This is a genomic window from Nocardia amamiensis (genome assembly GCF_015477605.1).
Classification (GTDB): Bacteria; Actinomycetota; Actinomycetes; order Mycobacteriales; family Mycobacteriaceae; genus Nocardia; species Nocardia amamiensis_A.
Genome location: NZ_JADLQX010000021.1, coordinates 43,661 through 69,406 on the forward strand (window position 1 = coordinate 43,661; position 25,746 = coordinate 69,406).

Sequence of the window (25,746 nt, forward strand, 5' to 3'; positions counted from 1 at the left end):
CGCTACAAAAATCAAAGTAACACATTTTCTAGTGACCGCTATAAAATTCTCGGTATGGGTACGACGCCCCGGGGACGACCCCGATCCTTCGATCAGGACGCGGCGCTGGAACAGGCCATGCGGCTGTTCTGGGCGCGCGGGTACGAGGCCACCTCGATCAGCGACCTGACCGCGGCCATGGGCATCGGCGCGCCGAGCCTGTATGCGGCATTCGGTGACAAGAAGACGCTGTTCGCCGAGGCGGTGCGAAGTTTCGGCGCTCGCTACGGCGGATTCGTCACCCGGGCGCTGGCCGAGGAGGAGACCGCCGAGGCGGCGGTTCGGCGCATCCTGCGCGAGGCGGCCACCGAGTACACCCAGCCGGATTGCCCGCGCGGTTGCCTGATGATCAGCGCGGACGCCAACACCACCAACGCCGAGATCGGTGAGCTGCTCCGCGACAAGCGCAACCGGAACATCGACACTTTCGCCGCCCGCATCCAGGCCGACATCGACGCGGGCGTGTTACCGCGACATCTGGACGCGCGCATGCTTGCCCGCTATGTCGGCACGGTCATGCAGGGCATGTCCCAGGCGGCCAGGGACGGCGCGAGCCGGGCGGAACTCGAGCGGGTGGCCGAGCTGGCGATGCGGGGGTGGGCGACCTAGTGCCCGGAGGCGCGCCCGTCCTGCACGACCACCGGCAGGCAGCTGCGTACGAATTCGGCGCCGAAGTCGGTGAGTATCACGCTGCGGTAGATCACCTTGGTGCCGAACCCGGAACGCTTCAGCATCTCTCGCACCGCCGACTGCGCCTCCAGCAGCTGGTAGCGGTTCGGGTTGCCGACCGGCTCGCGCGCGTGCTCGACCAATCCGAGCCTGCGCAGGTTGGTGAGGTACTGCTGAATCCGGTTCGGAAAGCGCAGACCGGCGTGCTCGCCGATCAGCGTGAGCATCGAGCCGACGCGTTCCACGCCGAGCGCGCGCGGGCGTCCGGTGCGGATGTCGATCGAGGGCTGTGGTCCGTCCAAGTGCAGGAAGCGCAGGATGCGAGCCTCGTCCGGGGTCAGCTCGGCCAGCATGCCCGCGAAGGCCGGGTGGTTCTCGTCCTCGCCGTGCGGGCTGGCCGACAATCGCAGCAGTGCGGCACCCTGCTCGCGCAGCGTCGGCACGCTCTCGCCGGCGGGCGGTTGCGCGGCTGCCGGGATGCCGAGCGCCCGGCGCATCGCGGCACGGATCTCGGACTCGGCCTCGGCGAGTACTTCTCGGGGCGGTGCGCCCTCGATACTGCGTCGCACGACGGTCGAGGTGACACCGACCGCGGTGCCGACTCCCCAGGCGGTCACGCCCGTGACGGCGCTCCACGCGACCCGCGCGACGCCGGTCGCGGCCCGCACGGTGGCCACGGGAACCGTTACCAGCCGGGCTGATTCGTCGGCGCGAGTGATGTCGGAAGCAGGCCGCCGGGCGATTTCCTGCGACGGCTCGGCATTCGCCTCCGTCGCGTCGCGGTGCTCGACGGCCTCGAGATCGCCGTCGTCCGGACCCGCTACAGCCATGATGTCGCCACTCCCGTTCCGAAGATCAGAATATGAGCGTATCCGGCGAACAGCCCCAGCACACCGCCATGGACGAAAAGCAGCCATTCATCCTGCTTGATCGCGGCGCGCAGCATGTCGACGAAGTCCGGTGGCGACAACGCCGACATCTGCCTGGCGATGTACTCGTTGATCTGGCGGCCCTGGCGGATGTTGAACTCCGGGTCGGCGAACGCGATCGGCGCGATGGCCATGGCTTCGGTGGTCAACGTCGCCTGCAGCGAGTCGTATTCGCGACTGCCGAGCACGAACTTGACCGCTGGCCGCGCCGGCCCGAGCGCGCGGTCGGCGGCCGGACGCAGCGTGTCCTCCAGCATCTGCATGGTGCGATCCGAGCGCGGACCGTTGAGCAACTCGTCGCCGATATTCGCCACCGTGATCACCTGGCTGGAAACCAATTCCGCGTAGCCGTCGGTGATTTCGGACTTGCGTTTGATCAGCAGGCCCTGCCGCCACGGGCACCACCACTTCGGATAGGCGGGCGCGAAGATCATATTGATGCCGATCCAGTTGACCACCCAGCCGATGATCACGCCGCCGATCGGGAGCACGACCAGGCTCGACCATCCGGTCAGATGCAGGACGGCGACCAGCACCGCTCCCATGGGGGCGCCGAAGTAGAAACCGAAGTTCTGCATGAAACGCAATTCCTTGGCGCCGAGCACCTGGAACAGCGTGTTGAGCAGATGCGGACGGGCCTGGAAGTAGCGGATCACCATCTGCTTCACGTCCAGCAGCTGATCGATATTCGCGCCCAATTCCTCGGTGAGCTCGCGCAGGATCTCCGGCAACTGCTGGCGCACCCGCTCGTGCACCACGTCGCGCACCTGCGCGGGCAGGTTGTACCAGAGCTGCGGATGCTCGCGCCGCAGGATCTCCTCGACGATGTCCTTGATCTGCGTGTCGGCGATGCTCGCGAGATGCTCGGCCAGCTTGTCCGGTTCGAGCTCGCGGTAGAAGTCGGCGACGCTGCCGAGTTTGGCCAGGCCTTTGTCGACCGCGATGCTGGCCATCTTGTCCGCGCGCGAGGGAACGATGCCCTGCCAGCCGAATCGGCCGTCGTAACTGAGCAGCGGGAGAACTTGAATTCGCTTGGGCAGGAATGGGTACAGCGCGCGTAGACCAGGAACTCGGAAGCCGTGGAAGGCGACCGGCTTGAACAGCATCAGCACGCCGGTCCAGTTGGTGATGTAGCCGATCACACCGGTGAACAGCGGTATGGTGACAAGTTCGAGCAGGATCGTGGGGTGGATTCCGAATACGCTCTCCAACACGACACCCTCCTGCCGACACCCCGGTGATCGCCGCCTCACCGGGCACCCAAAACTAGCACCCGCTCGGCAAAGAAACCCTATTGTGCGCCGCGCGCCGGTCGCACTGTCCGAGTCAGGGCGTTGCGAATGACCCGCGACACAAGGGGAAGTAATCTGTGGGGCGGATTCGTTCACCCGGCGATATCGGAGAAAACGTGACAGACGACAGGACCGGACGGGACGTGGCCCGGCCCGGTTACCGCGCCGTCGAGCGCAGTTCGGATGTCGAACAGCGGCAGATCAGCAACGAAGCGCGGCTGATCCGCGGCGTATTCCGCGCGGCAGGGCTGGCCGCGGGTACCGTCGTGCGCGGAAGCCAGTGGGCCGCGGGCACCACCTTCGAGGTCACCAAGGAGATCGCCCAGGCGGCGCTGGACGGCGAGTCCTCGGCCGAGATCGCCGAGCGGACCGGAAACGCGTTGCGTTCCATCGCCCGCAGCGCTCTCGGCGTCACCGAGGGCTCGGTGCGGGAGATCGTCAGCTACGTCCCGACGTCCAATGGCACGCAGCAGGCGCTCGCGGTCGGCTCGCACCTCCATTCGGCTACCACCGAGGAACTGCGCCGCCGCGGTGACGCGCTGCTGGCCAGGTCCGCGGATGTCTACTTCACCGAGGACGTGCACCCGGCCTACGACCGCATCCTCGACGAGCTCGCGCCCGACGAGGCGCGCATCCTGCGCTTCATGGCGCTCAACGGCCCGCAGCCGTCGGTGGACGTCCGCACCAACCGTCCACTGGGGATCGGTTCGGAACTCGTGCAGGGCGATCTCACCTCGGTGCCCGAGCAGGCGGGTGTGCGCTACCCGGACCGCGCGCGGATGTACCTGATCAACCTCAACCGTCTCGGACTGACGCTGACCTCCGATGATCCGGTAGTGCTGAGCCGGTACATGGTGCTCGAGGTGCAGCCCGTGGTGGAGGCGGCGCTGAAGAAGGCGGGCCGGGCGCCGAAGATCGTCCGCAAGAGCCTTCGGCTCACCGAGTTCGGCGAGGATTTCTGCCGCACCTGCTTCACGATCGGAAGCTGACCCCCGCCCGTCGATATATTCGCCAGAATGTTGCCCTAACGGTGATAGCAATCTGATACAACCCTCCCAATTCCCGACTCGGGGTGGGATTGTTGAGGGTATGGATCAGGGAACCGGCGGGCAGGGGCGCGGCGACCCCGCTGTGGGCGTCGCTGCGCAAGTGCGTACTGGCCGGGGCGCGGGCTCCGGTGGGCAGGGGCGCGACGACCCGGGATTCCACCCGGGCCGGCAACAGCGCGGCAGTGTGGGAATCGATCCCGGTATACCGGAGCGGGCGCCTCAGGACGTCGACCAAGGCAGATCGGATCGCGGCGGCCGCGGGACGAGCACCGGTGAGGAGACCCGCGGCGATCGGCGCGCGGGCGGGCGGTTGCGCTTCGACGCGGGGCCAATCGACTTCGGGCAGGTGCGCGGCGATCCGAGAGGGACGCGACGCCGCGAAGAAGAGCGGGAGGTGGACGACGTAGCGGCGATCAGCCGGCTGAAATACCGGTACCTTCGCACGCTCGACACCAAATCGTGGGACGAGTTCGCGGACACCATGATCCCCGAGGCGACCGCGACCTACAGCGAATATCTCCAGTTCGAGTCGCGTGAGGCATTCATCGCGTTCATGCGGAACACGCTCGGTCCGCACGTGATCACCGAGCACCGATGCGACCACCCGGAGATCGATGTCGACGGCGACAACGCCAGCGGCACCTGGTACCTCGCGGACACGGTGCTCATCCCGGGCCACAACATGCTGCTGCGCGGCGCGGCCTTCTACAACGACCGCTATGTCCGCTGCGACGACGGACGCTGGCGGATCTCCCACACCGGCTACGAGCGCACCTACGAGGTGGTGCTGTCGCTCAGCGATCTGCCGAGCCTGCGGCTGACCTCCAGCCGCTGGGGTCTGATCGCCCGGGAAGAGGGCATCGAGTCGGTCGAGCGCGAACCCACCGGCCCGACGCTGCGGACCGAGCCCGAGGCCGCCGGCTGACTCAGTCGGCGGTGGCCACCAGGGGCTCCAACGTGAGCGCCGGGTGTTCCTTCTCGATGTATTGCAGCCGCCACTTGTCGCTGAACAGCGCGAGCAGCACACCGTCTGAGCGGGTGAAGACCTCCACCCCGCGCTGCCGCCCGAGTTCCTCCGCGGAGGCCGCGTCGGTGCGCCGGGCCAGCGTGTAGCCGAGGTGGTCCATCGTGGTCTCCACGTTGAACTCGGTGAGCATGCGCGCGGTGACCACCTCGAACTGCATCGGGCCGACGGCGGCCAGCACGGGGGAGGCGTCGCCGCGCAGGTCGTTGCGCAGTACCTGTACGACGCCCTCGGAGTCGAGCTGGTCGATGGCCTTGCGGAACTGCTTGTATTTGCCCGCGCTCTGCGCGCGCAGCACCGCGAAATGCTCCGGCGCGAACGACGGGATCGGCGGGAACTCCACCTTCTTGTCCACGTACAGCGTGTGGCCCGGGGCCAGCGCGGTCGCGTTGACCAGGCCGACCACGTCGCCCGGGTAGGCGGTGTCGACGGTGGCGCGCTCGCGGCCGAACACGGTCAGCGCGTACTTGGTGGCGAACGGTCGTCCGGTCTGCGCGTGGGTGACCACCATGCCGCGCTCGAACTCGCCGGACACGATCCGCATGAACGCGAGGCGGTCGCGATGGGCGGCGTCCATGCCCGCCTGCACCTTGAACACCACCGCGCTGAACGGCTCGCTGGTCTCGCGCGGTGTGCCGCCGACGTCCGGACGTGCGGCGGGAGCCGGCGCGAGCGCGACCAGGGTCTCCAGCAGCTGCCGCACACCGAAGTTCAGCATCGCGGAGGCGTAGATCACCGGTGAGGTCTGCCCGGCGAGGAACAGTTCCTGGTCGTGGTCCTGGCCGGTGGCCGAGAGCAGTTCGCTCTCCTCGGCGGCGGTGTTCCACGGCTCGCCTTCGCGCACCTCGGCGGCCTCCGGGGTGATCGACTCCTCCGGCGCGATGGTCGCGCCGCCCGCGGTGCGAGTGAAGTGGATGTATTCCAGCGGGACGCCGTCCGGCCCGCGGCGCAGCAGGCCGCGGAAATCGCCCGCGATGCCGACCGGGAGGAACAGCGGGGTGGGGGTGAGGCCGATCCGATCATTGATCTCGTCGAGCAGTTCCAGCGGCGCCCGGCCCGGCCTATCCCACTTGTTGATCACCGTGATCACCGGGATGCCGCGGTGGCGGCACACCTGGAACAGCTTCAACGTCTGCGGCTCCAACCCCTTGGCCGCATCGATCAGCATCACCGCGGCGTCGACGGCGGTGAGCACCCGGTAGGTGTCCTCCGAGAAATCGGAGTGACCGGGCGTGTCGACCAGGTTGATGACGCTGTCGACATCGGAGCCCTCGGCGCGGTAGTTGAACTGCAGCGCGGTCGAGCTGACCGAGATGCCGCGCGCCTTCTCCATCTCCATCCAGTCCGAGACGGTGGACTTGCGCCCGGCCTTGCCGTGGATCGCGCCGGCTTCGGAGATCATCCTGGCGTGCAGGGCGAGCGCCTCGGTGAGCGTGGACTTGCCCGCGTCGGGATGGGAGATCACCGCGAACGTGCGCCGCCGGGCGACTTCGGCGGACAACCCGCGCGGCGCGGGCGCGACGACACCCTCAGGGGAGGCGCTCAACGCAAAACAACCTTTCGCAGACGACCGATCGGCAACCACGCCAGCGTACGCGACCGGCGCGAACCGGAGTCGACGCGGCGCTGACCACCCGATTCAAAGAGCATCTCCGAGCTGGGGTATGGTGTTCGGGTTGTCTCGGCGAGGGTGACCGCAGACCAGATTTGCGACACCGTGATCGACGCGGCGCGGCTTCCTGCCGTCCTCGTTCGGTCTTCGCCCCGACGAGTAGACCACCCCGGTCAGGCGTGAGCAACCCCTGACGGGTTAACGCTGACCGCCATGGAAGAGCCGTAGGAGTAGATCCAGTCATGTCCGACGTCAACCTTCTCGAAGCCTCCGTACGCACCGAGTTCGGCAAGGGCGCCGCCCGCCGCACCCGCCGCGCCGGCAACGTTCCGGCCGTGCTGTACGGCCACCAGACCGATCCGCAGCACCTGTCGGTCAACGCTCAGGCCTTCGCCGCCATTCTGCGCGAGCACGGCACCAACGCGGTGCTGAACCTCGTCATCGACGGCAAGAAGCAGCTCGCGCTGACCAAATCCGTTGTGGTGCACCCGATCCGCCGCTACATCGAGCACGCCGACCTGCTCATCGTCAAGCGTGGCGAGAAGGTCACCGCCGATGTGGCCGTCACGGTCGTCGGCGACGCCGCCGCGGGCACCCTGGTCACCCAGGAGGCCACCACCATCTCCATCGAGGCCGAGGCGCTGAACCTCCCCGAGGCGATCGAGGTCTCCGTCGAGGGCGCCGAGCCGGGCACCCAGATCACCGCGGGCGCGGTGCCGCTGCCCGCCGGTGTCACCCTGGCCGCCGATCCGGAAACCCTGATCGTCAACGTCCTGGCCGCGCCGGCCGGCGAGCCCGCCCCGGGCGAGGGTGAGGCCGAGGGCGAGACCGCCGAATAACCCGGAAGCCAGAGCGCTGAACAACACCGATTCGTCCGCCGGGCCCGCGCTCGTGGTCGGACTGGGTAATCCCGGCCCGGAATACGAGCGCACCAGGCACAATGTCGGTTTCCTGGTCGCCGACGTGCTCGCGCAGCGCGTCGGCGGTCGTTTCGGCGTGCACAAGAAGTCCGGCGCGGACCTGCTGCAAGCGCGGCTGGACGGCCGTCAAGTGCTGATCGCCAAGCCGCGATCGTTCATGAACCTGTCCGGGCGGCCGGTGGCCGCGCTGGCCAAGTTCTTCTCCGTGCCGCCGACGGAGGTGATCGTCGTGCACGACGAACTCGACCTGCCGTTCGGCGCGGTCCGCCTCAAGCGCGGCGGCGGCGAGGGCGGGCACAACGGGCTTCGCTCCGTCTCCAGTGCCCTGACCACCAAGGAGTACCTGCGCACCCGGATCGGCATCGGCCGCCCGCCGGGCCGGCAGGACCCGGCCGACTACGTGCTGAAGCCGTTCTCGGCTCCGGAGCGCAAAGAAGTGCCCGTGATCGTCGAGCAGGCCGCCGACGCGGTGGAACTGCTGCTGCGCGTCGGCCTGGAAACCGCCCAGAACCAATTGCACTGAGCCGCAAGGGCTCTCGATGTGCAGCCCCGGCACAGCCTGATCGGGCTACCGACGACCTGCCATGTTGATTCGCTGGGGCGATCGCTCGAGTCTCAGCCGCGCCACGCCGCGGTACGCATGTGGAACGACAATCGTCGGTGGCCATTCATGCGTGAAGCCTCCCCCCGAACTAATATCCCGGATCCCTGCGGCGTCAGGGTCCAGTCGCCGATCTCGCGAAACCCGCTACCTGCCACGCGATGCGGACCATCCGCGACCGGATCGATCGATAAGTGAGATGCCCCGGCAAGCTCAGGACCGTGATCCGATAGTCCCCATCCATTAAGGCGACGCGAGCCCCCGCAACGGTGGTCAATGCCGCGTTCCACTCGGGCAGGGTGAGCGGGTCGAGCAGCACCGCGAGGATCTGTTGCGGCGGCGCATCGATCATTGTCTGTTCCTTCGCTGGTCATCAGCATTTTTCGAGCAGCTGACCTCGGCCCATTTAGATGTCGTGTAATTAGAAGATATGACAACTAGCGTCCAGCGCCGCGTTGGAGTGTGATGCGCCTCACCTATTAGATTACACGACATGTATGTCGTGTAATCTAATGGCATGACCACTTCAACCCTTGTTTTCGTCCCTTGTTTCTCCGGTGCCCCGTGGGAGCTCGAGCAACTCACCCCGCTGGCCGGTCGGCCGATGCGCACGATGCGGTTGCCCGAAGCCGTGAACGACATGGAAACCTATGCCGACGCGGTCGCCGCCGAAGTCGCGGATCTGGACGCGTTCGTGCTGGTCGGCGATTCCTTCGGCGCCAATGTCGCCCTGGCTCTTGCGGTTCGCCGACCGCGGGGCCTGCAGGGCTTGGTGCTGTCGGGGGGATTCGCGGCCAATCCCATTTCGTCACCGGCTCTGAAGGCGGCCATGCGTGTGATGGGAAAGATGCGCGGCCCGCTCTATCGGCAGATGGCGCTTCGTGCGCACGCCCACAATCTGGCCTCGCCGCATGACGGCGAAGGGCAGATTCCGTGGAGTGAAAGCCACAGTCGCCAGCTCTTCCTGGAGAACACGCCCGCCTCCTCGTTCGGCGCTCGCGCGGTGGCGGCATTGAACGCCGATTACACTTCTCGCCTCGGTCAGGTCTCGGTGCCGACGTTGATTCTCACCCCTTCGCACGACGTGCTGATCGGCGAGGAGGCTGCGACAGTTTTGCGTGAAGGCATCCCGGATGCCCGTGAGGTCATCTTGGACCGCACTGGACACATGTTCCGTTTCTCGCATCCGCGGACCTATGCGGAGACCATCGAAAATTTCCTCCAGGATGTCGGCCTCACCCGGCCGAGCTTTAGCCCGACACCCGCATGAGCCAGAAGTGAGCGATGGGTAGTGCTTCGCGCGCGCGGAGCACTACCAGGGCTGGGCCGGCCCGGCGGACGGTACGGGCGGGCCATTGCGGACCGGCGTAACGACGGCCATAGCGGGGTCTGATCCCATCGCTGAATGCCGTGTGATTTGATTACACGACATCAATATCGGAGGGTGAAGGAGACTTGCGATGCGGCCGGCCGAAGAGTTGCGTTATCTCGTGTTGGCCGTCCAGCGCGAAGGCAATCGAATCCTCGCTGCCGACCTGCGACCCTTGGGGCTGACTCCGTCCCAGGCTGAGGTTCTGCGGGTGCTGGCCGACCATCAACCGCTGACCCTGGCCGGCCTCGGCGAGCTGCTGGTCTGCGAGACCGGTGGAAGTCCCAGCCGGCTCGTCGATCGCCTTGTCGCCATGGATCTCGTCAAGCGAGAATCCGCCGCGGACGATCGCCGGCGGATTACGCTCTCGCTCACGTCGGCCGGAGAGCAGCTCTCCACCCGCGTCGCCGAGGTCGAAGAGCGGTTGTACCGCACAATCGATGACCTCACGGACGGTAAACCCATGACCGACACACTCGTGCTACTCCGTGGTTTCGCCGACCGATTCCCCGCGGTCCAAGCGGTCGAACGGCGTGCACACCATCGCGGCGATCGAGTCGGTACTGCCTTGCGGCAACCATCCGAACCCCGCTGAGCGTCACCCGCGCGGCAGATGTATCGCGCTGGCGGACCTGCGCAGCTTGCCGGAGGAGGTTTTCGGCAGTGCGCCGGGGCCGAGCACCGCGACGGTGCGTGGTCGCACGCCCACCTCCGTGAAGACCGCGTGCACGATCTCGTGCTGGATGCGCTTGACTTCCTCGGGGTTCTGGTGGCTGTTGCTCTCCACTACCACGGCGAAGGTCTCGCGCTTCTGGCCCGCGTCCAAGCGCACCGCGACCGCGTTGCCTGCCCGGACGCCGGGCACGCTGGTCGCCGCGCGCTCGATGTCGGTGGGATAGATGTTGCGGCCGCCCATGATGATCACGTCCTTGATCCGGCCGCACACCACGATCAGGCCCTCATCGGTGAAGTAGCCGATATCGCCGGTGTCCAGCCAGCCGTCGGCGTCCTGGGCGGGGCGGAATCCGTCCATCGTCACGTAGCCCGAAGTTACTGCGGGGCCACGCAATTCGATGACACCCACCGACCGGGGCGGCAGCGGCTGGCGTTCGCTGTCGACGACCCGGCCCTCCAAGTTGTCGACCAGGTAGCCCAGCGTCGGCAGCCTGCGGATGTTGGCCGGGTGCCCGTGCTCTTCCGGCACCGGCACCGCCTTGCCCAGCGCCTCGAGCAGATCGGCGTCGATCACGTCGAGCACCTGGCCGTGGCCGGGGTCCGGGACCGAGACGGCGAGGGTGGTCTCGGCCATGCCGTAGACCGGGGTGAGCGCCATCGGGTTGAGCCCGAAGCGTTTTCCGGCCGCGGCCAAGGCGTCCATGGTGTCCGGGTCCACCGGTTCCGCGCCGTTCCACATGTAGCGCACGCTGCTCAGGTCGAACGCGCCGTCGTCGGCCTGCCGCAGCCTGCGGGCCAGCAGCGAGTACGCGAAATTGGGTGCCGCGGTGACGGTTCCGCGATACTTGCTGATCAGCTCCGCCCACAGCAGTGGCCTGGTCAGGAAGTCCAGCGGCGTCACGCACACCACTTCGGCACCGAATTGCATAGGCACGCTGAGGAATCCGACCATGCCCATGTCGTGGAACAGTGGCAGCCAGCTGACCATCACGTCGCCGTCGAGCTGGAACTTCACCCGGTCGAACATCGCATAGGCGTTGACGAAGAAGTTCGCGTGCGTGATCCGCACCGCCTTGGGCGACCCGGTGGAGCCGGAGGTCAACTGCTGCAGCGCGATATCGTCCTCGCCGGTGGGCACCGGGTCGATGTCGGGGCCTTCGGGCAGCTGGTCGATGCGCACCACGGTGATGCCGCGTTCGCGCAGCAGCGGCTCGGCCGCCTCGAACGGCGCGCCGAGCACGACCGCGCGCGCCTCGATCATGGTCAGCACGGTCTCGGTGTCCCGGGCCCAGATCACCAGATCGGTGCGCGGGGTGGGTTGATGCAGCATGGTGATCGACGCGCCGCGCATCCAGATGGCCTGGCAAGCCGGGGCGATATCGACCGGCATGCCCGCCAGCACCCCGACGGCGTCGCCGTGCCCGATGCCCGCCTCGGCCAGCCCGCCCGCCATCCGCCGGGCGATTCGATGGATTTCCGCCCAGGTACGCCGCATCGGAGCAGCCGGCTCGCCGGTAACCAGACCCCGCTCGGAGGTCCGCGCCGTGGCATACATCTCGTCGGTGAACCTGCTCAAAAGCCCAACTCCTCTGCACCAACCGTCGCCGGGAACCGGCCTCCCCCAACTATCACGCCATAGTGACGCAGCGTTAACCCCATTTCCAGGGGCGCAGGTCAGGGACGCGAAGAGGCTGTCTGGAAGGTTGCCGCGCAGCGATCGACATAGCGTCGGCCCGAGCGTGTGGCCAGCTCGCGCATCAGCTCGCCGGTGGCTCAGGCCCGGATCTCGGCCACCGCGGCGACGAATCGGTCGAGCTCGTCGAAACCGACGAAGCAGTGTGGCGAGGCGCGCACGACCGACGGCAGGCCACGGCCGGTCATGTCGAGCAGCGTGGAACTCGCGTGGCTGACCGTGACGGTGATGTCCTGCGCCAGCAGCCGGTCGCGCACCTGGACGGAGTCGACGCCGTCGACGGTGAACGAGACGATGCCGCTGTGCCGGATGCCGAGGTCGCGCACCGTCACACCGGGAATCTCGGGCAGTGCTTTGCGCAGGTGCTCGGCGCGGGCGGCGATCCCGGCGTAGACGTCCTCCGGACCGAGGTCGAGCAGGTACCGCACGGCGGCGCCCAGGCCGAGCCGCCCCGCGACGTCGCACTCCCAGAACTCGAAGCGGCTGGCGTCGGGCGCGAGCCGGTAGTCGCTCGGGCCGGTCCATTCGGCGCTGTGCAGGTCGAGCCGCTCGGGTTCCATGGACCGCGCCAATTCCGGTCGCACATAGAGGAACCCGGTGCCGCGCGGGCCGCGCAGCCACTTGCGGCCGGTCGCCGACAGCGCGTCGACGCCGAGCTCGGCCACGTCCAGGGGCAGCTGTCCAGCGGACTGGCAGGCGTCCAGCAGCACCAGCGCGCCGACCGAGTGGGCGATCCGGGTCGCCTCGGCGGCCGGGTTCACCAAGCCGCCGTTGGTGGGCACGTGCAGGACCGAGACCAGCTTGACCCGTTCGTCGACCTGCGCGCCCAGCGCGTCGAGATCGATCTGCCCGCTGCTGTCGCTGGGGATTGTCTCGACAGTTGCCCCGGTGGCGCGGGCCCGCTGTAGCGCGGCGATGGCGTTGCTGGCGTAGTCGGCCTCGGAGACCAAGATGCGATCGCCGGGGGACAGCGGGACCGAGTAGAAGAAATCCGCCCAAGACCGGGTGGCGCTGTCGCTGAGCGCGATGCTCGCCGGATCGGCGCCGATCAGCGCGCCGATCGCGGTCTTGACGTCGGCGAGATCGTCGAGCCGCTCGTTCGCGGCGCGGTAGCCGCCGACCTCGGCTTCGCGCCGCAGATGCGCGACGACGGTGTCGGTGACGACCCGCGGCGGTAGCGACGACCCGGCGCTGTCGAGGAAAACAGGACCGGGTCCGGGCCCGGGCGCGCATCCGGGAGTGTCGGCTCGTACACGATCGTCATCCAGCATGCAGCCGACCTTAACGGGTCGATTGTTCGGCTTCATGTCGGTTTCTTGTCGGTCGCCGTGGCTACGCTGGATGGACCGCCGCGTGCGAAAGTCGGCCCAGGAGTGGAACACGACTTCCGGCGCGCGGCGATAAACGAAGAGCAGCGGACTACATCCGGGACGTCCGATGGAGGTTGGCATGGCGGTCACGCTCGAGAGTCCTCAGGCGGCCGGTTGTGCCGCCGAGCAGGGGGAATTGTCTTCCCGCGCGGCGGCGGAGGCGTATATCGGCGGTGTCTGCTTCAAGCTGGGACCACCCGCTCTGATCGGCGCCGAACTGGAGTGGCTCACGGTGCAGGGTGAGTGTTCGGCGTCCGGCCCTTCGGCCGCTCCGCGTCCGCAGCTGACTGCCCTGGCGGATGCTCTCGGACCCTACGCGCCACGGTCCATCGCCCCTGATTCACCGGCGCTCGCTCTGCCGGGGGGCAGCCGGGTCACACTCGAACCCGGTGGTCAGATCGAACTCTCCAGTGCCCCCTACGGCACCGCCGCGCAGCTGTGCGACCAGCTGCGCGAGGATGCCCGCCTGTTGCGGGAACTTCTCGAATCCAGGTCCATCCGGCCCGTCGCGCTCGCCGCCGATGCGGACCGCCGCCCCAAACGCCTGCTCCAGCTGCCGCGCTACCGCGCGATGGAGCGATCGTTCGGCGGCATCGGACCGTTCGGCAAGCTGATGATGTGCAATACCGCCGCCACCCAGGTCAGCGTCGACGCAGGCGCCGACCGCGCGGAGGTAACCGCGCGCTGGACCGCGCTGTACGCGATTGGTCCCGCCGTGCTCGCCGCTTTCGCCTGTTCGCCCGTCCTGCGCGGCGCGCCGCCCGGAGCATGGGCGTCGCAGCGCATGCGGGCGTGGCTCCGCCTGGACAACCCCCGAACCCGCCCACCGGTGCTGGACTGGGCCGACCCGGTGGCCGCCTACGGGAAATGGGCGCTGGACGTACCGCTGCTGTGCGTGCGCCGGCCCGACGACAGTGCCGCACCCGGTAACGGCCACCAGCGTGGATGGTCCGCGCCGCCCGGCGCGACCTTCGCCGACTGGCTGTCCGGCGCGCTGGACGACGAAGTCGGCCGCCGTCCCGATATCGGCGACCTGGACTATCACCTGACCACGCTGTTCCCGCCGGTGCGCGCCTCGGGCCATCTGGAGGTCCGCTACATCGACGCCCAGCCGGGCGACGACTGGATCATCCCGGTGCACGTCATCGACGCGCTGCTGTCGAGCCCGGCGGTGGTCGCGGAAGCGACATCGATCGCCGCGCCGCTGGCCGATCGCTGGATCGACGCCGCCCGCTCCGGGTTGGCCGACCCGGACATCCGGACGGCCGCGGTCGCGCTGCTGCGACTCGCGGCCGCGCACGCCACGACCGAACAGGCGGCCCGTGCCGTCGAGTCTGCCGCCGAGCGATGTCGCGGCGGTCGCACTCCGATCGAGGACGACGCCGAGAACAGGGTCGGCGCACAGCCTCCGGGAGGCGCCCCGTGACAACGCACCCGTCGCGCGTGGCCGGCCGCGCACCGCGAGCCGCCCCGTGATGACCCGCCTACCGCGCATCGTCGACCGCGCACCGGTCGACCAGTCCAGCAAGGGCCGAATCGCCCATGGCCGCAGAGGGTCTCGCGGCCGCGACGACGCCGATCAGCACGAATCCCGGAGATGTTTCCCGTGACTACTTCGCACCCAGCCCCGACCGACCATTCCGGCACCGAACAGCTCCGCGACCGGATCGCCGACGTTCTCACGCGCGCACGGCAGCGCACCCTCACTCTCACCGACTGTGTCGACGAAGCCGAACTGGTGGCCCAGCATTCGCGCTTGATGAGCCCCTTGGTCTGGGATCTCGCGCACATCGGCAATCAGGAAGAACTGTGGCTCGTTCGCGACGTCGGCGGCCGCGAGCCGGTACGCGCCGACATCGACGAGCTCTACGACGCTTTCAAACACACCCGCGCCAACCGGCCCGCGCTGCCGCTGCTCGACCCCACGCAGGCCCGCGGCTACGTCGGCACGGTGCGCGACAAGGTCTTGGATGTCCTGGAGCGCAGCGATTTACGAGGCAGGCCACTGATCGACGGCGGTTTCGCGTTCGGCATGATCGCCCAGCACGAGCAGCAGCACGACGAAACCATGCTCGCCACCCACCAGTTGCGCGCCGGAGCCGCCGTGCTCTCCGCGTCCGCCGCGCCGACCGCCTCGGCGACCGTCGGCGGGGACATCGTCATCCCCGCGGGCGAGTTCACCATGGGTACTTCGACCGACGCTTGGGCGCTGGACAACGAGCGCCCCGCCCATCAGGTGTGGGTGCCCGGCTTCGCGATCGATGCCGCGCCGGTGACCAACGAGCAGTACCTCGCCTTCGTCGACGACGGCGGCTACGAGCGCCCCGAACTGTGGTCCGAGCGCGGCTGGGCGCACCGGATCCAGGCGGGGCTGGTCGCGCCGCAGTTCTGGGAGCGCGATCCGTCCGGGCACTGGTGGCGGCGGGTGTTCGGGGTGATGACGCCGCTGCGGCCGCAGCAGCCCGTCGCGCACGTGTGCTGGTTCGAGGCAGAGGCCTATGCGAACTGGGCGGGCAAGCGGCTGCCCACCGAAGCCGAATGGGAGAAGGCGGCCAGGTTCGACCCGGTGACCGGCGCCTCCCGCCGCTTCCCTTGGGGCGATGACGATCCCGACGTCACCACCGCGAATCTGGGGCAGCGTCATCTGGAACCCGCCGAGGTCGGCGCGTATCCGGCCGGCGCGTCTCCCGCGGGCGTGCACCAGCTGATCGGTGACGTCTGGGAATGGACCGCGTCCGGCTTCGAGGCCTACCCGGGCTTCCGCGCCTTCCCGTACCGGGAGTACTCCGAAGTGTTCTTCGGCGGCGACTACCGCGTGCTGCGCGGCGGTTCCTTCGGCACCGATCCGGTCGCCTGCCGCGGCACCTTCCGCAACTGGGACCATCCCATTCGTCGCCAGATCTTCGCCGGTTTCCGCTTGGCGCGCGATCTGCGACCGGGGGAAGGCGAGTGAACCGAAGGCACAGCGCGCCGTCGCGCACGGCGAAGCCGAGCGCCGGCGAGGCGGAGTCGTGAGTGAGCGGCAGCGAGTGAACCGAAAGCACAGCGCGCCGTCGCGCACGGCGGAGCCGAGCGTCAGCGAGGCGGAGTCGTGAGCGACCAAGCGGCGGGCGAATATGTGTAGACATCTGGGCTATATCGGCCCTCCGGTGCGCGTCGGCGAGATGCTCACCCTCGGATCGCATTCGCTGCGCACCCAGTCGTGGGCTCCGAAGGACATGCGCCGCGGCGGCACCATCAACGCCGACGGCTTCGGTGTCGCGTGGTGGCACACCGCGCAAGACGTGGTCACCGTCAGCCGGTACCGCAACGCCGCGCCGATCTGGACCGATCCGGCGGTGGAGGAAGTGCTGCCGCAGCTGGAATCCTCCGCGATGCTCGGCGCGGTGCGGTCGGCGACGGTCGGCATGCCGGTGGAGCGCTCCGCGTGCGCGCCGTTCACCCGGGACCGCTGGGCCTTCAGCCACAACGGCGTCGTTCCGGACTGGCGCCGGACCCTGACCGCGGTGGCCGCCGAGTTCGCGCTCATCGCGGCCGAACTCGGCGCCGAGGAACTGTTCACCGCGGCGCGGCTGCTGGAGGCGGAGTCCGCCACCGACACCGCCACGCTGTGGGTGCTGCTGTGCGATCTGCTGGCCACCACCTCGCCGGACGGCGAGTGGTCCGCGGCCCCGGCGGCGTTGCGGCTGCTCGTTTCCGCGATTCTCGACCGAGCACCAGAGGCTCGCCTGAATTTCCTGCTCTGCGACGGTGCGCAGCTGTGGGCGACCACCTGCCACCATTCGTTGTCGGCGCTGGTCACCGACAGCTTCGCGATCCTGTCCTCCGAACCGTTCGACGACGACCCCCGCTGGCAGTCGATCCCGGACCGCAGCCTGGTGACCGCAAGGCCCGGTGCGCTGTCCGTCGACGCCCTCCTCTGACCCGAAAGGCCCGTGCCATGACCGCAGCGACCCTGGACATCCATCTCACCGACGACGACCTGACCGCCGCGTTGCGCGCGGACGCCCGGTTGGGACTGACCGCGGACCCCAAGTGGCTGCCGCCCAAATGGTTCTACGACGCCAGGGGCAGCGAGCTGTTCGAGCAGATCACCGAGCTGCCCGAGTACTACCCGACGCGCACCGAGCGCGCGCTACTGGAGCGAGTGGTCGATGCGATCGCCCGCGCCGCGCAGGCCGAGGTGCTCGTCGAGCTCGGTGCGGGTTCGGCGGCCAAGACCCGGCTACTGCTCACCGCGCTGAGCGCGCAGGGACCGCTGAAGACTTATGTGCCGCAGGATGTTTCCTCGGCGGCGCTGCGGGCAACGGCGGACGACGTCGCGGCCGAGTTCCCCGGGCTCGCCGTGCACGGTGTGGTCAGCGATTTCACCGACACGCTGCAGAATCTGCCGCGCGGTGGCCGCAGGATGATCGCCTTCCTCGGCGGCACCATCGGCAATCTGGTCCCCGAGGAACGCGCCGAGTTCCTGGGCAGGATCCACGACGTGCTCGAACCCGGCGAACATGTGCTGCTCGGCGCCGGGCTGGTCATCGACCCCGCGGTGCTGGTGCCCGCCTACGACGACGCGGCGGGCGTCACCGCCGAGTTCAACCGCAACGTGTTGCACGTGCTGAACTCTCGCCTGCGCGCCGACTTCGCGCCGGAGAAGTTCCGCCACGTCGCGGTCTGGGATCCGGCGCGGGAGTGGATCGAGATGCGGCTGGAGGCGAGCGAGGACATGACCGTCACGGTCGCCGACCTCGATCTCACCGTCCGCTTCGCCCGCGGCGAGCAGCTGCGGACCGAGATCTCGGCGAAGTTCCGCGTCGAGCGCCTCGACGCCGAGCTCGCCGCCGCGGGCTTCGCCACGCGGAACGTGTGGACCGATCCGGATGAGCGGTTCGCACTGGTGCTCGCCGAACGCCGCTGATCACGCCGGTGCAGGGTCGCTCGTGTCGTGACCTGGGCGGCGTCTCGCCCGCGACGTCCAGAGCACGATGTCGCGGGCCCGGCTACGGCAGCCGGCCCGGAGCCTCCGGCAGGAACGACCGCGGCCGCGGGAAGCGACGTAGTCGCGTCGGCAGGAGTGGTGTGATCGGATCAGGACGGCAGGGTTCCCGTGGCGGAACTTACCTCCAACATGGGAGCAACCAACGTTAACAGTTGTGGGTGACACCAACAAGTATTGGTAGATTGGCCGCATGAAGATTGCGCATGACGGCGCGGCGAGCAGATTGCGGGTATTGCCGACCCGGCTGGTCACCCAGGTCGCTGTACTGGCTGATCGCGCCACCGAGCGTGCCCTTGCCGATACCGGGTTACGTCGGCATCATTACGCACTGCTCGTCACCCTGCGTGAGTTCGGTCCCGCCAGTCAGGCGGATCTCGGCCGCCGCACCCGCATCGATCGCAGCGATATCGTTGCCGCGCTCAATGACCTGGCCGAGCGTGGTCTGATCGATCGCAGCCCCGACCCCGGCGACCGCCGCCGCAATGTCGTCACTATTACGGACCCGGGCACCGATCACCTCGAAGAGTTGGACCGTAGGATCGACCGTGCCCAAGACGAACTGGTCGCCGCCCTTTCGGGAGACCAGCGTCGCCAGCTGGTCGACCTACTCACCCGGATCCTCGACGACCACGCCCGAAAATGAGCCCTGCTAGGCGCGACAGGAGCGGTGGGCACAGGCGCAGACCAGAACCGTCGTCGTATGGCCGGCGGCGGAACTACGACGGTGCGCCGCCGACCACCGCGGCCAGCCATTCGATCAGCGGCCGCATCGTCTCCCAGGCGGCACGGACCTCCTTCGCCGCGCGCGGCGTCTCCAGCCAGGCGGGCGCCCCGAACTCCTTTCCACAGGTGAGGGATTTGTGCCGGAGCAGATCAATGCGCGGATGGTCGGCGTCGTAGCCCTTCGGCTTGGTCTTCAGCTGCTCGCCGCCGATGGTGAAGCCCGCCGCGGCCAGTTTCGCGAGAATCGCCACCAGCTCGGGTCCGCGCACGTCGTCGTCGATGGTGGCGCGCAACTGCGCGAGCTGGTCGGGAGAACCCTGGTAGAAGCCGCCGCCGACGAACAAGCCGCCGGCGTTGATCTGGACGTACCAGCCGACGCCCGGCGCGGCGCGCACCACGGCGCCCTGGGCGGTCTTGTACGGTGACTTGTCCTTGGCGAACCGCACGTCCCGATAGGGCCGGAAGATCTTGGCCGACCCGAACGCCGGCTCCAGTTCGGTGACCAGCGCGGTCATCGGCTTTTTCACCGCGCGGTCGTAGATCTCTTTGTTCGCCGTCCAGAAAGCCTTGGAGTTGTCGGCCTCGAGATCTTCGTAGAAGTCCAGTCCAGCCAGCGGGAAGCCCGCGAATCGGGTCATGATCGTGCCTCTACCGCAGCGGTCCGGTTTCCGGAGAAACGCGAGCCTGCCAACCGGGCTACACCGAATCGACGCATACCGGAAATCTACGTCGTCAGGTCTCCGCCGAACACGACGAACCCGACGACGAAGCCGATCACCATTCCGACGCCCGACGCGATCGCGGCCCACTTACCGAGCGATTCGCCCTTGTTGTGCCCGATCACGCCCAGCACGATCCCGGCCGGGCCGAAGAGGATCGGGCAGAACAGCACCGCCGTCACCGCGCAGACGAATCCGATGATCGAGTACACCTGGCTACCCGTCTGCCGGGGCGGGGTGGCATAGGGTTCGTATCCCTGCTGCGGGTAGGACGGATAGCCGTATTGCGGCGGCTGCGGTCCTCCGGGCGGATAGTCGTACGCTCCGCCCGGCGGGTACTGGGTTGGACCGCTCGGCGGATATGGCTGCCCGGCCGGAGGATACGGTGGCTGCTCCCGCGAGGGGTACGGCGGCTGCTCGGCGGAGGGGTACGGCGGCTGCCCGGCCGAGGGGTACGGCGGCTGCTGGCCCAGAGGCTGCTGCGGCTGCTCACCGGGCGGGTACTGCGGTCGTTCGCCGGCCGGGTACTGCGGCTGCTCGCCGGGCGGGTACTGCGGTTGATCGCCCGACCCGTACCGCGCTTGATCATCCGGCGAGAACCGCTTCGTCGACTCGTCGGCCGGGGGTTGCGGTGCCGATCCGGACAACGGGGTTTCCGGCGGCTGGCCCGGAGAGGCGGGTTCCGCACCCCACGATTGCTGACCGGTCTCGCCGTTGGCGCCCCATGGCTGCGGCTCGGCGGGCTGACCGCTGGGTTCCGCACCCCACTGCCCACCCAACGGCCCGGCGGGCGGCGTGCCGGTGGGATGCCACCATTCTCCAGGGGCCTGGGCTTCCGTCGTCCCCGGCTCGCCTTCAGGTTGCGGCTCGGCGGGCTCAGGTTCTTTTTCGGCTGATTCGTTGCCTGACGCCGACGCCGGAGTATTGCCGGTCGGCTGCTGCGCGGGTTCGCCGCCGGTCGCGTCCCCGGTGTGCTGCGACGACGCCGCGCGCTGGGCGTCGTCGGTGGGTTCCGGATCCTTCGGCGTGCTCATCGCACCCTCCTCGTATCGTCCCGGTCACACCACCTATGCCTACCACGGCGAACTCGCCGTCATACCCGATTGCGCCGGTGTGGCGCGCTGGGCCGGGCATGTGTCAGAGGTCTTCGTCGCTGACGATCTCGATCGCGGCCACCTCGGCGGATCGGTCGTCGGCCTCGTGCTCCTCGGCGCGGCCGTTGCTTTGCGTCCACTCCTGGTCGAGCTCGTCACCGATGCCGAGCCTGCCGTCGTCCTCGTTCTCGTGGTAGCGGAGGGTCAGATCGTCGGGCGGATCCTCGATGTTGCGCTGGTACTCGCGGATCTCGTACTCCTGGTCGTCGTCCCCCATCTCGGTTTCCAACGGGTCACGGTCCATACCCCCAGTATCCCCGTCGATCGCCACGATTAACGGGGATGCGCGCACGAAAACGGCGGCCCGGACCGGAGTCCGAGCCGCCGTTTCGCGAAGTATTCCTACGCGTTGCCGTTGAAAAGGCCCGTGACGGAGCCGTTCTCGAAGACCTCGCGGATGGTGCGGGCCAGCAGCGGCGCGATGGACAGCACGGTCAGCTGCGGGAATTTCTTCTCCTCGCTGATCGGCAGGGTGTTCGTCACCACGACCTCCTTGGCGCCGCAGGTGGCGAGGCGCTCGGCGGCGGGCGGGCTCAGCACGCCGTGGGTCGCGGCGATCACCACGTCACCGGCACCGGCCGCCTTGAGCACCTTGACCGCGCCCGCGATGGTGCCACCGGTGTCGATCATGTCGTCGATCAGGATGCAGGTACGGCCCTCGACCTCGCCGACCACGCGGTTGGACTTCACCTGGTTGGGCACCAGCGGGTCGCGGGTCTTGTGGATGAACGCCAGCGGCGAGCCGCCCAGCGAGTCGGCCCACTTCTCGGCGACGCGCACGCGGCCGGAGTCGGGGGAGACCACGGTGATGTGCTCGAGGCTGTAGTTGGTCCGGATGTACTCCGCCAGCTGCAGCTGGGCGTGCATGTGGTCGACCGGGCCGTCGAAGAAGCCCTGGATCTGGTCGGTGTGCAGGTCGACGGTGATGATCCGGTCCGCGCCCGCGGTCTTCAGCAGATCGGCGACCAGCCGGGCCGAGATCGGCTCGCGGCCGCGGTGCTTCTTGTCCTGGCGGGCGTACGGGTAGAACGGCAGCACCGCGGTGATCCGCTTGGCCGAGCCGCGCTTGAGCGCATCGATCATGATGAGCTGCTCCATCAGCCACTGGTTCAGCGGCGCGGGGAAGCTCTGCAGGACGAAGGCGTCGGATCCGCGGACCGACTCCTCGAAACGGACGAAGATCTCGCCATTGGCGAAGTCGCGCGCGACCTGCGGCGTGACGTGGACGTCGAGTTCCTTGGCGACCTGCTCGGCCAGCTCAGGATGAGCGCGTCCCGAGAAGAGCATCAGGTTCTTCTGGTTGTCGATCCATGACGCGGTCACTGCTACTTGCCATCCTTTTGCTCGATTGCCTGACCCGACATCTCTTTGGCCGCGATGGCTTCCGCCGCCGCGCGCGCCGCGTCCGTCCCTGGACGGTGTCGCTGCACCCAGCCCTCGATGTTCTTCTGCGGTCCACCGGACACCGCGAGAGCTCCGGGCGGAACGTTTCTGCGCAGTACAGTACCCGCCGCCGTATAGGCGCCGTCACCCACGGTCACGGGCGCGACGAACATCGTGTCGCTGCCGGTGCGCACGTGCGAGCCGACCACGGTGTGGTGCTTGCTCACCCCGTCGTAGTTGACGAAAACGCTGGACGCGCCGATGTTGCTGTGCTCGCCGATGGTGGCGTCGCCGACGTAGGTCAGATGCGGCACCTTGGAGTGCGCGCCGATCGAGGCGTTCTTGGTCTCCACGAAGGCGCCGAGCTTGCCCGTGTCGCCGACCACCGTGCCGGGGCGCAAGTAGCTGAACGGTCCGATCGTCGCGTTCGGTCCGATGGTCGCGCCGTCACCGTGGGTGCGGACCACCTTGGCCCCGTCGCCGACCACGACGTCGGTGAGCGTGCTGTCCGGGCCGACCTCGGCGTCCTCGCCGATGACCGTGTTGCCGAGCAGCTGCACGCCTGGGCGCAGCACCGCGTCCCTGCCGATCCGCACGCCGGCGTCGACCCAGGTGGAGGCGGGGTCCATGATCGTGACACCCGCGCGCATGTGGCGCTCCAGGATGTACCGGTTGAGCGTGTGCGCGGCCGCGGCCAGCTGCACCCGGTCGTTCACCCCGGTGACCTTGGCCGCGTCGACCAACCGGGCGCCGTGCACCGGGTGACCGGCCTCGCGGGCAAGGCGCAGCACGTCGGTCAGATACAGCTCGTGCTGGGCGTTGGCGGTGGAAAGCCTGCTGATCATGGTGCGCAGCACCGCGGCGTCGAACGCGTACACGCCGGAGTTGACCTCGGCGATCGCGGTCTGCTCCGGGGTGGCGTCGGCGTGCTCGACGATCTCGGCCAGCTGGCCGTCCGCGTCGCGCACGATCCGGCCGTAGCCGTTCGGGTCCTCGGGAACGAAGGTCAGCACCGTGACCGCGGGGCGCTCGGCGTAGCTGCGGTGCTCGTCGAGCAGCGCGGCGAGCGTGTGCCCGTCCAGCAGCGGCACGTCGGCGGAGGTGACCAGGACGTCGCCGGTGAAGCCGACCGGCAGGGCGGCCAGTGCGCACTGCACCGCGTGCCCCGTGCCGAGTTGTTCCTCCTGCACGGCGGGGGTGATCTCGCGGCCCAGATCGTCGGCCACCGCGGTCACCGCCGCGCCGACTTGTTCACGGTCGTGGCCCACCACGGTGATGAGGTATGCGGGGTCGATCTCGTTCGCCGCATGCAGCGCGTGCGCGAGCATGCTCCGACCGGCCAGCGAATGCAGTACCTTGGGGGTCTTCGACCGCATTCGCGTTCCGGCACCGGCTGCGAGAACGACGACGGCGGTCTGCTGTGGCATGGATCTCCCTCGGCTGCCTGTCCTCGTGCTGGGCTGTCGTCGTGCTTGGTCAGCGATGTGCGGGCCAACGATAGTCGTTCGTGCTCTCGAGCTCCGCCGCCAGGACTCGAACCTGAACTCTCTGAACCAAAATCAGATGTGCTGCCATTACACCACGGCGGATTGCCACACCGGCGGTTCGGTAAACCCCCGCCGCTGTGCCACGGCACGGGATGAATCCTCGCATACTCTCCCGCCTCCCCGCGAATTGTTGGCCCGGCCGCCGTCCGCGTCTTCGGGCCGTACGAGTCGGGAAGCGCTGGATTTGCGCTCGGGTCCGACGCCGGACGTCTGTACACGGCGAGTTGCCCGTGTCCGGGGGCCGGGTGCGAATGATGGGTGGGCGGTGATCGAGGGTCGATCGGGGGCGTTGCCGAGCGGTCTGGAAAAGTTGTATCCGAACATCGGTGTCGTGCGTCGGAGGCTTCCCGACGTGACGGCTGGTTTCGTACGAACATGGGTAACTCACCGGCCCAGAGCCCGGTGGCACCCGACGCAGGGCCGGAACGGAAATCCTGCGCCACCCAACTTGTACGGCCTTAAGATCCGGAGAGGCGGATGAGACAGTGTCAGTGTCTTCGGGTGAGCCGCATCGAGTGTCCCGGCCGCGCATGACCGGCACCCAGCGGCGCCAGCAGTTGATCGAGATCGGACGCGCGCTGTTCGCCGAACGGGGGTACGACGCGACCTCGATCGAGGAGATCGCGCAACGCGCCCAGGTCTCCAAACCCGTGGTGTACGAACACTTCGGCGGCAAAGAGGGCTTGTACGCGGTCGTCGTCGATCGCGAGATGTCGATGCTGCTGGACATGATCACGTCCTCGCTCACGCAGAACCGATCCCGGATCCGGCTGGAAAAGGTCGCGCTGGCGCTGCTGACCTACATCGAAGAACGGACCGACGGGTTTCGAATTCTGGTGCGTGATCAGCCCGCCGCCGCCGCCGAAGGCAGATACTCCAGTTTGCTCAACGAGGCGGTCAATCAGGTGGCGCACATCCTGGCGGGCGATTTCGAGCGGCGCGGGTTCGACGCCAGCCTGTCCCCGCTGTACGCGCAGGCGCTCGTCGGCCAGGTCGCCACCGCCGCGACCTGGTGGCTGGACGAACGAAAACCGTCGAAAGAGGTGGTGGCGGCGCATCTGGTGAACCTGTGCTGGAACGGGCTGAGCCATCTCGAGGCCGATCCGCAACTGAGCTCGGAATGGCGTGCGGAGGCCGGGGAGTGACCCGGATTGTTAACCAGCGAATTGCGCGGTAGGTCTGGCCGAATGCTCGAATTGGCTGCTGGGCGCGCTCCTGGTGGTACCGTTCACCCATCCTCTGGGTGCTGTTCGGGCGGTAAGTCGGTCAACTTCGGGATGTCGGTCTACTTCAGGATGGCTGGTTTTGGGATGACAGGCGGATCTGATGGCTAGGCAAGCGCGCGCGGAGATCACCCGCGATTCCGTCCTGGCAGGCGCTGCCGATGTTTTTCTGCGCTTGGGATATGCGAACGCGAGCCTGAGTGAGATCATCGCGCAGTCCAATGTGACCAAGGGCGCCTTGTATTTTCACTTCGGCTCGAAGGAAGAGCTGGCCCGCGCCGTGGTCGACCAGGGCAACGAGAGACTCATCAGCTCGTGTCAGGGCTTCTTCGATCCCCGGGTGCCCGCGTTGGAAGCGTGCATCGGGATCACCTATGTCGTCGCCGATCTATCGATGAACGATCCGATGGTCGGCGCGATGCTCAAGCTGACCCACCAGATCGGCGACTACCGGGGCGCTCAGGGCGACAACATCGCCAAGACCTGGGGCGACACCTACCGGCTGCTCGCCGAACGGGCGATCGCCCAGGGCGACCTGCTCCCCGATCTGGATGCCGAGGTCATCGGCCTGCTCTTGCAGGAGATGGCCGCCGGCGTGCACATCATCGCGGTCGGCACGGAATCGATCGACCAGATGGCGGTGCGGATGGAGCGCGCGTGGTACTTCCTGCTCCCCGCCATCGTGCCGCCCGAAAAGCTCTCGTATTTCAGGGAATTCGCGGCCAGGCGGTTGCGGCGCTACGTGCCGTGACGTTGGCGGCG

At 68.1% G+C, this 25,746-nt stretch carries 25 protein-coding genes and 1 tRNA gene; 14 read left to right on the plus strand and 12 right to left on the minus strand.

The annotated features are described in order from the left end of the window. Positions 1 to 54 precede the first annotated feature (54 nt). Complete coding sequence (locus tag IU459_RS25260) at positions 55 to 648, plus strand: TetR/AcrR family transcriptional regulator (protein ID WP_195132057.1); 594 nt, start codon at positions 55 to 57, stop codon at positions 646 to 648. Here the strand turns inward: IU459_RS25260 and IU459_RS25265 are convergent. Together IU459_RS25265 and IU459_RS25270 are read right to left on the minus strand one after the other, a co-directional pair. After that, on the minus strand, positions 645 to 1,538 hold the full coding sequence (locus tag IU459_RS25265) for an Abi-alpha family protein (RefSeq protein WP_195132058.1): 894 nt from the start codon (positions 1,536 to 1,538) through the stop codon (positions 645 to 647). The two genes, IU459_RS25260 and IU459_RS25265, sit on opposite strands and share 4 nt — an antisense overlap. Continuing rightward, positions 1,529 to 2,851: a DUF445 domain-containing protein gene (locus IU459_RS25270; RefSeq protein WP_195132059.1), complete on the minus strand. Its 1,323-nt coding sequence runs from the start codon at positions 2,849 to 2,851 to the stop codon at positions 1,529 to 1,531. The genes IU459_RS25265 and IU459_RS25270 overlap by 10 nt, the downstream gene beginning before the upstream one ends. 194 nt (positions 2,852 to 3,045) lie before the next feature. Between IU459_RS25270 and IU459_RS38690 the strand changes: the two genes are divergently transcribed. After that, positions 3,046 to 3,918, plus strand: a complete 873-nt coding sequence (locus IU459_RS38690; RefSeq protein WP_324199014.1) for an Abi-alpha family protein — start codon at positions 3,046 to 3,048, stop codon at positions 3,916 to 3,918. A gap of 454 nt (positions 3,919 to 4,372) precedes the next feature. Beyond that, positions 4,373 to 4,903, plus strand: coding sequence for a nuclear transport factor 2 family protein (locus IU459_RS25280; protein ID WP_195132142.1), 531 nt, complete (start codon positions 4,373 to 4,375; stop codon positions 4,901 to 4,903). A 1-nt stretch (position 4,904) separates the two neighbouring features. Here IU459_RS25280 and IU459_RS25285 read toward each other — a convergent pair whose 3' ends face one another. Next, positions 4,905 to 6,548 (minus strand): peptide chain release factor 3, encoded by a 1,644-nt coding sequence (locus IU459_RS25285; RefSeq protein ID WP_195132060.1) that lies wholly within the window; start codon positions 6,546 to 6,548, stop codon positions 4,905 to 4,907. A 308-nt stretch (positions 6,549 to 6,856) separates the two neighbouring features. On the opposite strand from IU459_RS25285, the gene IU459_RS25290 reads away from it, so the two are divergent. Together IU459_RS25290 and pth are read left to right on the plus strand one after the other, a co-directional pair. Continuing rightward, on the plus strand, positions 6,857 to 7,453 hold the full coding sequence (locus tag IU459_RS25290) for a 50S ribosomal protein L25/general stress protein Ctc (protein WP_195132061.1): 597 nt from the start codon (positions 6,857 to 6,859) through the stop codon (positions 7,451 to 7,453). A 52-nt stretch (positions 7,454 to 7,505) separates the two neighbouring features. Then, positions 7,506 to 8,057, plus strand: coding sequence for an aminoacyl-tRNA hydrolase (gene pth, locus IU459_RS25295; protein WP_324199015.1), 552 nt, complete (start codon positions 7,506 to 7,508; stop codon positions 8,055 to 8,057). A 193-nt stretch (positions 8,058 to 8,250) separates the two neighbouring features. On the opposite strand, the gene IU459_RS25300 is transcribed toward pth, so the two are convergent. After that, entirely contained in the window at positions 8,251 to 8,487 is a 237-nt protein-coding gene (locus IU459_RS25300) for a hypothetical protein (protein ID WP_195132062.1), read from the minus strand. 165 nt (positions 8,488 to 8,652) lie between these two features. On the opposite strand from IU459_RS25300, the gene IU459_RS25305 reads away from it, so the two are divergent. Further along, positions 8,653 to 9,405, plus strand: a complete 753-nt coding sequence (locus tag IU459_RS25305) for an alpha/beta fold hydrolase (protein ID WP_195132063.1) — start codon at positions 8,653 to 8,655, stop codon at positions 9,403 to 9,405. 190 nt (positions 9,406 to 9,595) lie between these two features. Next, positions 9,596 to 10,099, plus strand: coding sequence for a MarR family winged helix-turn-helix transcriptional regulator (locus IU459_RS25310; RefSeq protein WP_195132064.1), 504 nt, complete (start codon positions 9,596 to 9,598; stop codon positions 10,097 to 10,099). A 3-nt stretch (positions 10,100 to 10,102) separates the two neighbouring features. Here IU459_RS25310 and IU459_RS25315 read toward each other — a convergent pair whose 3' ends face one another. Both IU459_RS25315 and IU459_RS25320 read right to left on the minus strand, forming a co-directional pair. Then, complete coding sequence (locus IU459_RS25315) at positions 10,103 to 11,755, minus strand: fatty acyl-AMP ligase (protein WP_195132065.1); 1,653 nt, start codon at positions 11,753 to 11,755, stop codon at positions 10,103 to 10,105. A gap of 197 nt (positions 11,756 to 11,952) precedes the next feature. After that, a complete protein-coding gene (locus IU459_RS25320) occupies positions 11,953 to 13,143 on the minus strand; it encodes an aminotransferase class V-fold PLP-dependent enzyme (RefSeq protein WP_195132066.1) in 1,191 nt (396 codons plus the stop codon). A gap of 178 nt (positions 13,144 to 13,321) precedes the next feature. Between IU459_RS25320 and egtA the strand changes: the two genes are divergently transcribed. The 5 genes from egtA (at position 13,322) to IU459_RS25345 (ending at position 18,878) form a co-directional block, all read left to right on the plus strand. Further along, entirely contained in the window at positions 13,322 to 14,668 is a 1,347-nt protein-coding gene (egtA, locus tag IU459_RS25325; protein WP_195132067.1) for an ergothioneine biosynthesis glutamate--cysteine ligase EgtA, read from the plus strand. 180 nt (positions 14,669 to 14,848) lie between these two features. Continuing rightward, positions 14,849 to 16,195: an ergothioneine biosynthesis protein EgtB gene (gene egtB, locus IU459_RS25330; RefSeq protein WP_324199016.1), complete on the plus strand. Its 1,347-nt coding sequence runs from the start codon at positions 14,849 to 14,851 to the stop codon at positions 16,193 to 16,195. A 163-nt stretch (positions 16,196 to 16,358) separates the two neighbouring features. Continuing rightward, a complete protein-coding gene (egtC, locus tag IU459_RS25335; protein ID WP_195132069.1) occupies positions 16,359 to 17,165 on the plus strand; it encodes an ergothioneine biosynthesis protein EgtC in 807 nt (268 codons plus the stop codon). Positions 17,166 to 17,182: 17 nt separating this feature from the next. Then, complete coding sequence (gene egtD / locus IU459_RS25340; RefSeq protein ID WP_195132070.1) at positions 17,183 to 18,154, plus strand: L-histidine N(alpha)-methyltransferase; 972 nt, start codon at positions 17,183 to 17,185, stop codon at positions 18,152 to 18,154. A 271-nt stretch (positions 18,155 to 18,425) separates the two neighbouring features. Then, positions 18,426 to 18,878 (plus strand): MarR family winged helix-turn-helix transcriptional regulator, encoded by a 453-nt coding sequence (locus IU459_RS25345; RefSeq protein ID WP_195132071.1) that lies wholly within the window; start codon positions 18,426 to 18,428, stop codon positions 18,876 to 18,878. Between the two features lie 73 nt (positions 18,879 to 18,951). Here IU459_RS25345 and IU459_RS25350 read toward each other — a convergent pair whose 3' ends face one another. The 6 genes from IU459_RS25350 to IU459_RS25375 form a co-directional block, all read right to left on the minus strand. Continuing rightward, positions 18,952 to 19,596, minus strand: a complete 645-nt coding sequence (locus tag IU459_RS25350) for a DUF2461 domain-containing protein (protein WP_195132072.1) — start codon at positions 19,594 to 19,596, stop codon at positions 18,952 to 18,954. A gap of 86 nt (positions 19,597 to 19,682) precedes the next feature. Next, on the minus strand, positions 19,683 to 20,711 hold the full coding sequence (locus tag IU459_RS25355; protein ID WP_195132073.1) for a hypothetical protein: 1,029 nt from the start codon (positions 20,709 to 20,711) through the stop codon (positions 19,683 to 19,685). A 103-nt stretch (positions 20,712 to 20,814) separates the two neighbouring features. Further along, a complete protein-coding gene (locus tag IU459_RS25360; protein ID WP_195132074.1) occupies positions 20,815 to 21,075 on the minus strand; it encodes a hypothetical protein in 261 nt (86 codons plus the stop codon). A 98-nt stretch (positions 21,076 to 21,173) separates the two neighbouring features. Further along, entirely contained in the window at positions 21,174 to 22,154 is a 981-nt protein-coding gene (locus IU459_RS25365) for a ribose-phosphate diphosphokinase (RefSeq protein ID WP_195132075.1), read from the minus strand. 2 nt (positions 22,155 to 22,156) lie between these two features. Continuing rightward, on the minus strand, positions 22,157 to 23,641 hold the full coding sequence (gene glmU / locus IU459_RS25370) for a bifunctional UDP-N-acetylglucosamine diphosphorylase/glucosamine-1-phosphate N-acetyltransferase GlmU (RefSeq protein ID WP_195132076.1): 1,485 nt from the start codon (positions 23,639 to 23,641) through the stop codon (positions 22,157 to 22,159). A 91-nt stretch (positions 23,642 to 23,732) separates the two neighbouring features. Further along, positions 23,733 to 23,803 (minus strand) — tRNA-Gln (locus tag IU459_RS25375). 488 nt (positions 23,804 to 24,291) lie between these two features. Here IU459_RS25375 and IU459_RS25380 point away from each other — a divergent pair. Beyond that, the gene (locus IU459_RS25380; RefSeq protein ID WP_195132144.1) at positions 24,292 to 24,906 is read left to right on the plus strand and encodes a TetR/AcrR family transcriptional regulator; all 615 of its coding nucleotides are present in this window, start codon (positions 24,292 to 24,294) and stop codon (positions 24,904 to 24,906) included. Between the two features lie 181 nt (positions 24,907 to 25,087). Further along, the gene (locus IU459_RS25385) at positions 25,088 to 25,735 is read left to right on the plus strand and encodes a TetR/AcrR family transcriptional regulator (protein WP_195132077.1); all 648 of its coding nucleotides are present in this window, start codon (positions 25,088 to 25,090) and stop codon (positions 25,733 to 25,735) included. Positions 25,736 to 25,746 lie beyond the last annotated feature (11 nt).